At 65.7% G+C, this 12,719-nt stretch carries 11 protein-coding genes, 2 pseudogenes and 1 riboswitch; of the genes and pseudogenes, 5 read left to right on the forward strand and 8 right to left on the reverse strand.

The genetic code is table 11. The features are described from left to right. Position 1 precedes the first annotated feature (1 nt). The 4 genes from F615_RS0103850 to F615_RS0103865 are packed head-to-tail and all read right to left on the reverse strand — an operon-like array spanning position 2 to position 3,334. Positions 2-691, reverse strand: a complete 690-nt coding sequence (locus tag F615_RS0103850) for a DUF484 family protein (protein WP_019559856.1) — start codon at positions 689-691, stop codon at positions 2-4. Continuing rightward, positions 688-1,551, reverse strand: a complete 864-nt coding sequence (gene dapF / locus F615_RS0103855; protein ID WP_019559857.1) for a diaminopimelate epimerase — start codon at positions 1,549-1,551, stop codon at positions 688-690. The genes F615_RS0103850 and dapF overlap by 4 nt, the downstream gene beginning before the upstream one ends. A 38-nt stretch (positions 1,552-1,589) precedes the next feature. Beyond that, positions 1,590-2,474: an LpxL/LpxP family acyltransferase gene (locus F615_RS0103860; RefSeq protein ID WP_019559858.1), complete on the reverse strand. Its 885-nt coding sequence runs from the start codon at positions 2,472-2,474 to the stop codon at positions 1,590-1,592. Beyond that, on the reverse strand, positions 2,471-3,334 hold the full coding sequence (locus F615_RS0103865) for a lysophospholipid acyltransferase family protein (protein ID WP_019559859.1): 864 nt from the start codon (positions 3,332-3,334) through the stop codon (positions 2,471-2,473). The genes F615_RS0103860 and F615_RS0103865 overlap by 4 nt, the downstream gene beginning before the upstream one ends. Positions 3,335-3,538: 204 nt before the next feature. On the opposite strand from F615_RS0103865, the gene metK reads away from it, so the two are divergent. Continuing rightward, entirely contained in the window at positions 3,539-4,720 is a 1,182-nt protein-coding gene (gene metK, locus F615_RS0103870) for a methionine adenosyltransferase (RefSeq protein WP_019559860.1), read from the forward strand. A 346-nt stretch (positions 4,721-5,066) separates the two neighbouring features. Next, positions 5,067-6,335: an HD-GYP domain-containing protein gene (locus F615_RS0103875; protein ID WP_026329993.1), complete on the forward strand. Its 1,269-nt coding sequence runs from the start codon at positions 5,067-5,069 to the stop codon at positions 6,333-6,335. Here F615_RS0103875 and F615_RS0103880 read toward each other — a convergent pair whose 3' ends face one another. Beyond that, positions 6,336-7,124 (reverse strand): HAD family hydrolase, encoded by a 789-nt coding sequence (locus tag F615_RS0103880; RefSeq protein ID WP_019559862.1) that lies wholly within the window; start codon positions 7,122-7,124, stop codon positions 6,336-6,338. It lies immediately after the preceding gene. Next, on the reverse strand, positions 7,124-8,725 hold the full coding sequence (locus F615_RS0103885) for a peptide chain release factor 3 (protein ID WP_019559863.1): 1,602 nt from the start codon (positions 8,723-8,725) through the stop codon (positions 7,124-7,126). Before F615_RS0103885 ends, F615_RS0103880 begins: the two co-directional genes overlap by 1 nt. 160 nt (positions 8,726-8,885) lie before the next feature. Next, a riboswitch (S-adenosyl-L-homocysteine riboswitch) is annotated at positions 8,886-8,958 on the forward strand. A gap of 68 nt (positions 8,959-9,026) precedes the next feature. On the opposite strand from F615_RS0103885, the gene ahcY reads away from it, so the two are divergent. Genes ahcY through metF form a run of 3 tightly spaced genes read left to right on the forward strand, consistent with a single transcriptional unit; the run spans position 9,027 to position 12,159 of the window. Then, complete coding sequence (gene ahcY, locus F615_RS0103890) at positions 9,027-10,466, forward strand: adenosylhomocysteinase (protein ID WP_019559864.1); 1,440 nt, start codon at positions 9,027-9,029, stop codon at positions 10,464-10,466. 50 nt (positions 10,467-10,516) lie between these two features. Beyond that, positions 10,517-11,278: a TlyA family RNA methyltransferase gene (locus F615_RS0103895; protein WP_019559865.1), complete on the forward strand. Its 762-nt coding sequence runs from the start codon at positions 10,517-10,519 to the stop codon at positions 11,276-11,278. 35 nt (positions 11,279-11,313) lie between these two features. Further along, positions 11,314-12,159, forward strand: a complete 846-nt coding sequence (metF, locus tag F615_RS0103900) for a methylenetetrahydrofolate reductase [NAD(P)H] (protein ID WP_019559866.1) — start codon at positions 11,314-11,316, stop codon at positions 12,157-12,159. Positions 12,160-12,168: 9 nt separating this feature from the next. On the opposite strand, the pseudogene F615_RS17720 reads toward metF, so the two are convergent. Then, positions 12,169-12,432: pseudogene (locus tag F615_RS17720) on the reverse strand (5-formyltetrahydrofolate cyclo-ligase); the annotation flags it as partial. A gap of 137 nt (positions 12,433-12,569) precedes the next feature. Beyond that, positions 12,570-12,719 (reverse strand): annotated as a pseudogene (locus tag F615_RS19850) (IS5/IS1182 family transposase); the annotation flags it as partial.

Consider the following 12,719-nt stretch of genomic DNA (forward strand, 5'->3'; position numbering starts at 1 on the left):
CTCAGCCTTCGGGCAGCAGGCGGGTGAGGCCGGCGCTGGCCAAGTCCCCCACTCGCACCAGAAACTCGGTGCCCATGTCGGCCGTGTAGCGGGTGGGGTCCGGCGAGCCCAGCACGAGCAGGCCGAAGGCTTCGGTCCCCACGCCATGGCGCAGCGGAATCAAGGCCACCGAGGCGACCGTGGCAGGGTCGTCCAGCCAAGCCACGGCTTCGAAGCCGGCATTGGGCCCACAGTAGGGCTGCACCAGACTGCTTGCGAACGTGCGCGTGTTCTCGCTGGCGCCTTGGGCAAAAGGCTGGTCGGCATAGGCTGCGACCACTCCCCACACACGGATGCTGGCCTGGGGGATGAGAAACTGGGCCTTCAGCTCGTGCACCAGAGTGCCAGGCAGATCCACGGGATCGGCCGTGAGCATCAGGGCACGTGTCCAGCGATGCAGCTTGTCGGCAATGGCCATGTTCTCCTGGCCGTGACGGATCATCTCCATCAGGCGCATCTCCAGGCCACGGATCTTCTCGCGCAGCATTTCCATTTGGCGCTCTTGCAGCGAGACGGCGCGATGGCCATGCGGGCTGGTGAGCTGAATGCTGGCCAGCAGCTCGGCATGACGCTCGAAAAATCCGGGCGTGTTGGCCAGAAAGCGGGCGATGTCGTCTTCGGTGATGCCCTGGATGCCAGAAGAGATGCTCACAGTTCGATTTCTCCTTCAAAGACGGTCTGCGCCGGGCCGGTCATGAACACATGGGCATCGCCACCGGCCCACTCGATGCGCAGCCGGCCGCCGCGGGTTTCGACCTCGACGGCCGCATCGAGCAGCCCCTGTCGGATGCCAGCCACCACGGCCGCGCAAGCACCGGTGCCACAGGACAGGGTCTCGCCCGCATCGCGCTCGTACACGCGCAGCTTGACGTGCCCGCGGTCGATGATCTGCAAAAAGCCGGCGTTGACCTTGCGCGGGAAACGCGGGTGTTGCTCGATGCGCGGCCCCCACTGCGCCACCGCAGCCGCATCCACATCGTCCACCAACACGACCGCATGGGGGTTGCCCATCGACAACACCGCCACCTCGACCGTGACCTCTCCCAGATCGAGCGGCCACAGCGGCCATCCGGGCGCGGGTCCCACCAGGCGGGGTGTCAGTCCCGTGGTGTCGAAGGGCACACGATCGGCGTCGAACAGCGGGGCATTCATGTCCACCGTGACCCGGCCATCGGCCTGGGCCTGCAACACCAGGCGGTTGTTGATGGTCTCCACACGCAAGGGGTTGCGGTCGCTGAGGCCCTTGTCGTGCACGAAGCGCACGAAACAGCGCGCGCCATTGCCGCAATGCTCGACTTCTTGGCCGGTCGCGCCATTGAAGATGCGGTAGCGAAAATCGGCCTCGGGCGTCGAGGCCCGCTCGACCACGAGGATTTGGTCGGCCCCCACGCCCAAGCGCCGGTCGCCCAAGCGCTGGAGTTGCGCCACGGACAACGACAGTGGAGCCGCCGTGGCGTCGATCACGACGAAGTCGTTGCCCGCCCCGTGCATCTTGGTAAAGCGCAGTTTCATGCGCCGATTATCCCCCCACGACGCGCCGCGCCGCTGGCTCAATAGAGGCGAGGCTCACCCGGCGGTCGAGTCTTGAACCGCTTGTGCACCCACAGATACTGGGCCGGCATGCGCTCGATCTCTTGCTCGATCCACTGGTTCATGCGGCGCGTATCAGCAAGCGCGTCATCGGTGGGAAAGTCGGTCCATGGCGGCAGGAAACGCACCACATAGCCCCTCCCCCCTGGCAGCATTTCGGCCACCACGGGCTGCACCACCATGTCCAGCGCACGGGCCATGCGCGAGGGCGCCAGCAGCGTGGCCGCAGGCACGCCGAAAAAGGGCACGAAAGCCGCATCCTTCGGGCCGAAGTCCATGTCGGGCAGATTGAAGAAGGGCTGGCCACGACGGATACAACGCATCAAGGGCTTGGCCGACTCCTTGCGCGAAAAGATTTCGGCATTGCCAAAGCGCAGCCGGCCGCGGCGAATCGCCGCATCGAAGACTTTGTTGCTTTGGGCCTGATAGATGGAAGTGCCGGTCTTCTTCACATGCAATTGAATCGCCACCCCGGCCACGTCCAGCGCCATGAAATGCGGGGCCAGCCACATCACCGGCTTGTCGCTGCGATCGGCCAGGCCGATATCGCCCTCGATGCGGATCAGGCGTTCCAGGCGACGGCGCGGGGCATACCAGAGCAAGCCTCGCTCCAGCAGGCTGCGCCCCAACCACTGGAAATGCTCACGGGCCAAAGCCTCCCGCTGAGCCAGCGTCCAGTGCGGAAAGCACAGCTCCAGGTTGCGCAAGGCGATGCGCCGACGCGAGCGCCCCAGCGCGAACAAGGCGCGACCCAGGCCGCGGCCCAAAGCAGCCTGCACCGGCAGCGGCAGCCAGTGCACCAGCCACATCAAGCCGATGGCCGCATGACTGGCCCAGCGCTTCAAGGTTGCCCCCCTTCGTGCGGCAACACGCGCGGGTGTTTGTAGCGGTGATAGCCCCACAGGTACTGACCGGGGCATTGCAAGATCAGTCGTTCCATCGCACGGTTGATGCAAGCGGCGGCCGATTCTGCCTCAAGCGGCAGGGGCTCGGCCATCGGCGAGAACCGCACCACATAGCCTGCCCCACCAGGCAGACGCTCGCCCCAGACGAGCAAGATACTCGCTGCGCTTTGGTGGGCCAGACGCGCGGCCAGGGTCATCGTGTACGCCGGCCGGCCGAAGAATGGCGCCCATACCCCCAGGCCTTCGGGCGGCACTTGGTCGGGCAACAGCCCTACCGCCTCGCCCGCCTTGAGCGCGCGTATCATCTGCCGCACGCCGGCCAGCGTCGCAGGCGCCGTCTTCAGCCCCGGGCGGTGTCGCGCCGTGTCCACCAACTTGCGCAGCACGGCTTTGCGTGGCGGCCGATACAACGCGGTCAGCGGCCCGCACTCGGCGCCGAAGTGCTCGGCATAGGCCTGCGCCGTCACCTCGAAACACCCCAGGTGCGGCGTGAGGAAGATCAACCCGCGCCCCTGGGCATGGGCTGCACGAATGTGCTGCTCCCCTTCGATGCGCACCCGTGCCCCCAAGGGCTGGTCCTGCGGACGCATCCACAGCCACGGCAGCTCGGCCACCATGCGCCCGGCAGCCGCCACGGCGGGGCGGACTTGCGACCACGGCACACCCGCTTGCGCGGCGTTGGCGCGGAAACGGCGCCGATAGGTGGGAGACAGTGCGAAGGCCAGCCATCCCAAAGCCGCCCCGATGTGATGGAGCAGCCACAAGGGACATCGAGACAGCAGGCGAAAGAGGATCAGCATGTGTTTCTATAATGTGGGGGTCGCCGGGTTAAGGAACAACTTGCGGGGCGATGCGCAGGTGGCAAGCATAGCGAGCCGCCTGCCCGGTGGGCACCGGCCTTGGGTGCTTGCTCGACAACAAATACCGCTAAAGCGTTCGCCGCTCCTCCTTCGTGACCCGGGTCGGCAAACGCCTGGAGTGTCATCGAAACAGGAGGCCCTGCAGTGGCGAACGAATTTCTTTTTACGTCCGAATCCGTCTCCGAAGGCCACCCCGACAAGGTGGCCGACCAGATTTCCGACGCCATCCTCGACGCCATCCTCGAGCAAGACCCTCGCTCGCGCGTGGCCGCCGAAACCCTGTGCAACACCGGGCTGGTGGTGCTGGCCGGCGAGATCACGACCAATGCCCATGTCGATTACATCGAGGTGGCGCGCAATACCATCAAGCGCATCGGCTACGACAACACCGAATACGGCATCGACTACAAAGGCTGTGCGGTGCTGGTGGCCTATGACAAGCAGAGCAACGACATCGCTCAGGGCGTGGACCAGGCCAGCGACGACTACCTGAACTTGGGCGCCGGCGACCAGGGCCTGATGTTCGGCTACGCCTGTGACGAAACGCCCGAGCTGATGCCAGCGCCCATCTATTACGCGCACCGACTGGTCGAGCGCCAGGCGCAGCTGCGCAAGGATGGCCGGCTGCCGTTCCTGCGCCCCGACGCCAAGAGCCAGGTGACGATGCGCTACGTGGATGGGCGTCCGCACAGCATCGACACCGTGGTGCTGTCCACCCAGCACAGCCCGGACCAAAGCGAAACGCCCAAGAAGATGAAGCCCTCGTTCATCGAAGCGGTGATCGAGGAAATCATCAAGCCGGTGCTGCCCAAGGAATGGCTGAAAGACACCAAGTACCTGATCAACCCGACCGGCCGCTTCGTCATCGGCGGCCCGCAGGGTGACTGCGGCCTGACCGGCCGCAAGATCATCGTCGACACCTACGGCGGCGCCTGCCCGCACGGCGGCGGCGCCTTCTCGGGCAAAGACCCAACGAAGGTGGATCGCTCGGCCGCCTATGCCGCCCGCTATGTGGCCAAGAACATCGTGGCCGCGGGCCTGGCCCGTCAGTGTCAGATCCAGCTCAGCTACGCCATCGGCGTGGCCCGCCCGATCAATGTCACCGTCTACACCGAAGGCACGGGCGTAATTCCCGATGAAAAGATCGCCGCCTTGGTCAACGAGCACTTCGATCTGCGTCCCAAGGGCATCATCCAGATGCTGGACCTGCAGCGGCCGATCTACAGCAAGACGGCCGCCTACGGCCACTTCGGTCGTGAGGAACCCGAGTTCACCTGGGAACGCACGGACAAGGCCCAGGCGCTGCGTGCAGCGGCGGGACTGTAAGGCCCGCAGGCGCGCCAGCGCCTCCTGGGACTTGCGCCACAAGGCCCAGGCGCTGCGTGCGGCAGCCGGGCCGTAAGCCCCACGGACACCGCGTTCGGCGGCCCGGCCCAGCCGCCCCGTGGCGGGGCGGTGCCCGCGGGTCGGATGTCCACGCGGCTCACGGCCGCAGAGACTGCACGGCCGATGTGAGCCCCAACTCGCCGCTCCCACCCACCTCAGCCCGCACAGTACTCCGAATGGGCAGGCCCCCGGGATCGCTCCGATCGGCGATGAAGCTTCGAGTGAGGCTTTTGCCACGCAATTTTTCGCATCCCCCATCGACCGATGGGCTAGCATCGGTCGCACCATGTTGAAGAAGATTCCCGTACACCAAGTACGTGTGGGCATGTACCTCCACGCGCTGTGCGGCACGTCCTGGCTGGATCATCCGTTTTGGAAGACCTCGTTCGTCTTGAAATCGCCAGCCGATCTGGACAAGCTGTTGCAGTCCCCGGTCAAGGAAGTGGTGATCGACGTGGACAAGGGCCTGGACGTGGCGCCCGAGCCCGCAGCGCTGCGCCTGCCCGAGGTCGGCTCGGCTGATGACGAGCGTTTGCGTGCCGAGCTGCGCACGCCGCTGCCCGATCGCCCGGCCTCGCCATCGGCGCCACGCCGCGTGAGCCTGGAAGCCGAGGTGCTACACGCCCAGCGGGTCCTGACTCAAGCCAAGACACAAATCAAGCACCTCTTTCGGCAAGCCCGCTTGGGCCGCGTGGTCGATACCACGCCGCTGAAGGCCCTGGCCCACGAGGTCTCGGATTCTTTGGAGCGCAACCCTCATGCACTGATCAGTCTGGCCCGCCTCAAAACCAAAGACGACTACACCTATTTGCACTCCGTGGCCGTGGCCGCGTTGTGTGCCGCCGTGGCACGGCAACTCCAGCTCAGTGCCGAAGACGTCCGGGAAGCCGCCCTGGCCGGCTTGCTGCACGATCTGGGCAAAGCGGTCATCCCTCTGGAGATCCTGAACAAGCCGGGTCGGCTGACGCAAGAGGAGTTCATCTGCGTTCAAGCCCATCCGCGAGCCGGCTTCGAGATGCTGCAGCGGGCCGGTGTGCGCAGCGAGATGGCGTTGGACGTGTGCCTGCACCACCATGAAAAAATCGATGGCAGCGGCTACCCCGACCGGCTCAGCGGCGATGCCATCAGCCTGCACGCGAAAATCGGGGCGGTGTGTGATGTGTATGACGCCATCACCTCGGATCGCCCGTACAAGGCCGGCTGGCATCCTGCCGAGTCTGTGCGCAAGATGGCGCTGTGGGCCAAGGAGGGGCATTTCGACGAGCGGGTGTTCCAAGCCTTCGTGAAATGCGTGGGCATTTATCCGACGGGCTCGCTGGTGCGCCTGCAGTCCGGACGGCTGGGCGTGGTGCTGGAACAAAACGAACACTCGCTGTTGCGGCCTCGGGTGAAGGTCTTTTTCTCGACCAAATCGAACACCTACATCGTGCCCGAGGTGCTGGATCTGGGCGCTGCGTACACCCATGACCGCATCGTCGGCCCCGAAAATCCTGCGGACTGGGGAATCTCCAACTTGGATGCGCTGTGGACAGGCCTGCCCGGCTTGGCGCCTTGATCAGCGGGCCGCCAGCACGGCATGCGCGACCTCGGCAAAGCCGGCTCCTTGCGCAGACGCAGTGACATAGCGCGGCAGGTGCTGCATCTGCGGCACGAAACGCGCGATGTTGGCCACGCCCACGCTGTGCTCGAAACGCTCGAACATGGGCTGATCGTTGGTGGAGTCGCCCACGTAAGCCCAACGGTCGAGCTCTTGCTCCAGATCGACGCCCAGCAGTTCCTGGGCGATCCAACACGCGCCGCTCCACTTGTCATGCGTGCCAAACCATCCATTGATGTGGATGGAACTGACGGTGGCCACCATCCCCTGCCCGCGCATCAACGCCACGACCTGGTCGATGCGTTCGGGCGGCAAGTGCGTGAATTCGCCATGATCGATGGCGATGTCGGTCAGACGTCCTGCGCTGTCGCGCGCCAGCCGAGCGCCCGGCACTTCGGCCAGGATGCGCTGGGCCACTTCGGCCAGGCGTCGGGCATTGCGTTGCCGCGTGGCCTCGTCCTGCAAGTACAGGCGCCGGCCATCGGGCAGCACGGCCAGGGCGCCGTTCTCCGGCACGATGGCAGCCACCGGCCACTGCCGCGCCAAGGGCTCGGACCACCCCAGCGACCGCCCGGTGACGGGGATGACCACCACCCCGGCAGCGCGCAGCGCGTGCAGGGCCTGCAGCGCCTCGGGCATGATCACCCCCTCGCGGGTGAGGGTGTCGTCGATGTCGGTGAACAGGCCGCGCAGCCGCCGGCGCGCCAAGGCCGGCCAGGCCGACAAGGGCAGCATCGGCGAGGCCATCAGGCCGCCTGCTGCAATGTCAGACCCGCGTGTTCGCGCAGCGGATGGAAGCGGATGCGTGGGTGCCGCTCTTGCGTCAAACGCAGGTCATAGGGCGAGGTCATCAGATAGGCCAAGGTGTCGGCCGCATCCAGCGCCAACTTGCTGCCGTTGAGGTCGATGAACTTCTTGAGCTCCTCGGCAGAGTCGGAGCTGACCCAGCGGGCGCCGACGAAGCGCGAGGGCATCAGGCGCACATCGACCCCATATTCGGTCTTCAAGCGGTGCTGCACCACCTCGAACTGGAGCTGACCCACGGCCCCCAGCAGCATCGGGCCGCCCTCGTGCGGACGGAAGACCTGGATGGCGCCTTCTTCGCCCAGCTGCATCAACCCGGCCTGCAGCTGCTTGCTCTTCATCGGGTTGGCCAATTCGACGGCCTGGAAGAGTTCGGGCGCAAAGAACGGCAGTCCGGTGTATTGCAAGGCCTCGCCTTCGGTGAGGGTGTCGCCCAGTTGCACGCCGCCATGCGTGGTGAAACCGATGATGTCGCCGGCATAAGCCTCCTCCACGGCTTCACGGCGTTGCGACAGAAAGGTCACGACGCTGGTGGGGCGCAACTCCTTGCCGGTGCGCTGCACCTTGAGCTTCATGCCCTGGGTGTAGCGGCCCGAATACACGCGCACGAAGGCAATGCGATCCCGATGCGCCGGGTCCATGTTGGCCTGCACTTTGAAGACCACGCCGGAAAACTGCTCCTCGTCGGGCCGCACCAGCCGCGTGGTGCTGCGCCGCGGCGCCGGCGGCGGGGCCAGATCGACCAGGGCATCGAGCACTTCCTGCACACCAAAGTTGTTGACGGCCGAGCCAAAAAACACCGGCGTCTGCTTGGCCGCCAGAAAGGCCTCCATGTCGAACGCCGGCGCGGCCTCGCTCAGCAGCTCGATGTTCTGCTCGGCCAGCTCGAAGTCGTGACCGAAGCGCGCGCGCAGCGTCTGCGCCTGTTCCAGCGGCACGATCTCGTCGTCGGTGAGGCGATCTTGCCCCGGCTTGAACAGGCGCATGTTCTTTTGGCGCAGATTGACGATGCCGGCAAACGCCTTGCCCTGGCCCACCGGCCAGGTCATCGGCACGCAAGGCATGCCCAGTTCCTGCTCGATCTCGTCCAGCAGCGCGATGGGGTCGCGGCCCTCGCGGTCCATCTTGTTGACGAAGGTGAGGATGGGGGTGTCGCGTTGGCGGCACACCTCGATGAGGCGTCGGGTCTGCGCCTCCACGCCATTGGCCGCGTCGATCACCATCAGCGCCGAATCCACCGCGGTCAGCACGCGATAGGTGTCCTCCGAAAAATCCTTGTGGCCCGGTGTGTCCAGCAAGTTGATCACGTGGTCCCGGTACAGCATTTGCATGACCGAGCTGGCCACCGAGATGCCACGCTGCTTTTCGATCTCCATCCAGTCGGAGGTGGCATGGCGGCTGGCCTTGCGCGCCTTGACCGAGCCGGCGATGTGGATCGCGCCTGAAAAGAGCAACAGCTTTTCGGTCAGCGTGGTCTTGCCCGCATCGGGGTGGGAAATGATGGCAAACGTCCGGCGACGCCGGGTTTCGGAGGCAAAAGACACGGGAAACTCTCCACAGTCTTGGCCGATGAGCCAAGGAAAGGACGCCTGGCGACGCCCGAGCACGTCAAAGCCGCGTGCAAAGTGACAATGCTACCGGTTTTGGCCGTCGCGGTGCAGCCCAGCCCAACATGCCCCCGCCCGGGGCGGCTACAATCGAGGTCTGTCCGAGGAGCGTTGCAAGGCCTGCAGGCCCCAGGCTCGGACGGCTTCGATCGCAACGGCGCTCACCCGCATGTGTCTGGCCGGGTGGGCCTGTCCACCTTCCCCCGGCGCACGGCGGTTTTTCCATCAGGAGAAACTCATGAACGCTGTCCTCAAGCCCGCCCTGTCGAGCGACCAGTACGTCGTGGCCGACCTGTCGCTCGCCGACTGGGGGCGCAAGGAAATCCGCATCGCCGAAACCGAAATGCCCGGCCTGATGGCCATCCGCGAGGAATTCGCAGCCAGCCAGCCGCTCAAAGGCGCGCGCATCGCCGGCAGCTTGCACATGACCATTCAGACGGCCGTGCTGGTCGAAACGCTGCAGGCCCTGGGCGCCAGCGTGCGCTGGGCTTCGTGCAACATCTTCAGCACGCAAGACCATGCGGCCGCCGCGCTCGTCGCCCAAGGCACGCCCGTGTTCGCGTACAAGGGCGAGTCGCTCCAGGACTATTGGGACTACACCCACCGCATCTTCGAGTTCGGACCGGCCGGCTCGGAAGGCGAAGGCCCCAACATGATCCTGGACGACGGCGGTGATGCCACGCTGCTGATGCATTTGGGCCGGCGTGCCGAAAAGGACCGCTCGGTCCTGGCACATCCCGGCAGTGAAGAAGAGCGCGTCCTCTTTGCGGCCATCGAGGCCAAGCTGGCGCAGGACCCGACCTGGTATTCGCGCAAGAGCGCGGCCATCATCGGCGTCACCGAAGAGACCACCACCGGCGTCAACCGGCTCAAGCAAATGGCCGCACGTGGCGAACTGATGTTCCGCGCCATCAATGTCAACGACTCAGTCACCAAGAGCAAGTTCGACAACCTCTACGGCTGCCGTGAATCGCTGGTGGACGGCATCAAGCGCGCCACCGACGTGATGATCGCCGGCAAGATCGCCGTGGTATGTGGCTATGGCGACGTGGGCAAGGGTTCGGCCCAGGCGCTGCGGGCCTTGTCGGCCCAGGTCTGGGTGACCGAGATCGACCCCATCTGCGCGCTGCAGGCGGCCATGGAAGGCTACAAGGTCGTCACGATGGACGAGGCCTGCGACAAGGCCGACATCTTCGTGACGGCCACCGGCAACAAGCACGTCATCACCTACGAACACATGGCCCGCATGAAAGACCAGGCCATCGTGTGCAACATCGGCCACTTCGACAACGAGATCGATGTCGCCTCGTTGGAAGCCCGGTGCCGCTGGGAAGAGATCAAGCCGCAGGTCGATCACGTGATCTTCGAGGATGGCAAACGCATCATCCTGCTGGCCAAGGGGCGCTTGGTGAACCTGGGCTGCGCCACAGGGCATCCGAGCTATGTCATGTCCTCCAGCTTTGCGAACCAGACGCTGGCGCAAATCGAGCTCTACACCCAGCCCGAGCGCTACGAAGTGGGCAAGGTCTATGTGCTGCCCAAGCATCTGGACGAGAAGGTCGCGCGACTGCAGTTGTCCAAGCTCGGCGCCAAGCTCACCGTGCTGACCGACGAACAAGCCGCCTACATCGGCGTGCCCAAAGAAGGGCCCTACAAACCCGACACCTACCGGTACTGATCGTCGGCCCCGCCGCCGCTGCGGCCTGGGCGGCATGCCGGAGGCTTGCGATGCCCCGTCTCGATCAACTCCTCGTGCAGCAAGGTTTGGCGCCGTCGCGCTCGGCCGCCCAACGGCTGATCGAGCGCGGGGCGGTGCGCTGGAAGGGGCCGCAGGGCTGGCAGGCGCCGAAGAAGGCCGGAGAAATCCTGCCCGAAGGCTGCGCCTTGAAAGTGGTGGACGATGCCGAGCTGCGCTTCGTCTCGCGCGGCGGACTCAAACTGGAAGGCGCTTTGCGCGCAACCGGTCTGGACGTGCGGGGCTGGCGCTGCCTGGACGTGGGGCAGAGCACCGGCGGCTTCACCGATGTGCTGCTGCAAGCCGGCGCTGCCGCGGTGGTGGGGCTGGAGGTGGGCCAAGGCCAATTGCACGAGCGCTTGCGCGGCGATGCGCGCGTGACCGTCTACGAAGGCCTCAACGCGCGTTCTCCACAGGGCACGGCCTTTGCCACCGAGCAGGCCCAGGGCAGTTTCGATTTGATGGTGGGGGATCTGTCCTTCATCTCACTGACCTTGGTGTTGGCCCCGCTGGCGCCGTGGCTCAAGCCCGGGGCCCAGGTGCTGATGCTGGTCAAGCCGCAGTTCGAGCTGAGCCCCAGCCAGGTGGGCAAACGCGGGTTGGTGAAAGACGCCCACCTGTACCCGCGGGTCGAGCAGCGTCTGCGCGAGGCCTGTCGAGCGCTGGATTGGACGGTGCGCGCTTGGTTCGACAGCCCCATCACCGGCGGGGATGGCAACCGCGAGTTCTTCATCTGGGCCTGCACGCGCGGCTGATGTGATGTCTACCGAACACACACGAAGAGGAATCGATGAACGCCACTGAGAACCGGCTGCCGATCAGCCTGGAGTTCTTCCCGCCCAAAACCCCCGAAGGGGTGGACAAGCTCGCCGCGGTGCGCGCGCAGCTCTATGCACTCCAGCCCGAGTACTGCTCCGTCACCTACGGCGCCGGCGGCTCCACGCAGGATGGCACCCTGCAAACGGTGCAGGCCATCCTGTCCGAAGGCGTGGACGCCGCACCGCATTTTTCCTGCATCGGTGCCACCCGTGAGAGCGTGCGCGCTCAGCTGGCGCAGTTTCGCCAACTGGGCATCCGCCGTGTGGTGGCGCTGCGGGGCGACCTGCCCAGTGGCTATGGCAGCTTCGGCGAGTTCCGCCATGCCAGCGATCTGGTGGCCTTCATCCGGGCCGAGACGGGGGACCACTTCCACATCGAGGTGGCCGCCTATCCCGAAATGCACCCGCAGGCCCGCTCTCCGGACGCCGACGTGCAAGCCTTCGCCGCCAAAGTGCGGTCCGGGGCGAACGCGGCGATCACGCAGTACTTCTTCAATGGCGATGCGTACTTCCGCTTCGTCGATGAAGCTCGCAAGCTCGGAGTGGACGTGCCCATCGTCCCAGGCATCATGCCCATCACCAACTCGTCACAGCTGATGCGCTTTTCCGATGCGTGTGGCGCCGAGATCCCGCGCTGGATCCGGCTGCGACTGATGGCCTATGGCGACGACAAGGCATCGATCCAAGCGTTCGGGCTGGACGTGGTCAGCCAGCTGTGCGAGCGCCTGCGCGCGGGCGGGGCGCCAGGGCTGCATTTCTATACGATGAACCAAGCCCACGCCACGCTGCAGATCTGCCAGCGGCTGGGTTTGGCCTGAGGGGCCGCATCAGCCGCGCTCCCACATCACCCCCTCCTCGGTGAGCAGGGTGTCCAGATGGACATCGCCGGCCAGGGGTTTGAGCAGCGGCACGAAGCCGTGCGCATAACTCAGCCCCACCGACCACGGACGCGGCTGCAGGGCCGCCAGGGTGCGGTCGATGAACCCACCGCCGTAGCCCAAGCGCAGGCCGGCCGGCCCAAAGCCCACACAGGGCACGAGCAAGAGCTCGGGCTCGAAGGCCTCGGTGCCCTTGGGCTTGGGAATGCCATAGGGAAACGCTGATCAAGCCCCGCGCCGCGGCGAGATTGTCCTGCGCGGGGCGAAACGGAGCGTTTTTGGCGCGTTCTACGGCCTCGAGGGCCTTACTGGCGGGCCCTTCGGCGCCCGCCCGGGCCATGATGGGCCCATTACGGGCGCACCAATGCCGGCACGCGCCGTGCGGCCATGTACAGGTTGACCATCGCCAGCGCCGTGAAGGCGCGGTTGGCGTTCTTGGCCAGGCCTCGGTAGCGCACCTTGGCAAAGCCCCACAGGCGCTTGAGCACATGAAACGGGTG

Source organism: Caldimonas manganoxidans ATCC BAA-369 (assembly GCF_000381125.1).
Lineage (GTDB): Bacteria > Pseudomonadota > Gammaproteobacteria > Burkholderiales > Burkholderiaceae_C > Caldimonas > Caldimonas manganoxidans.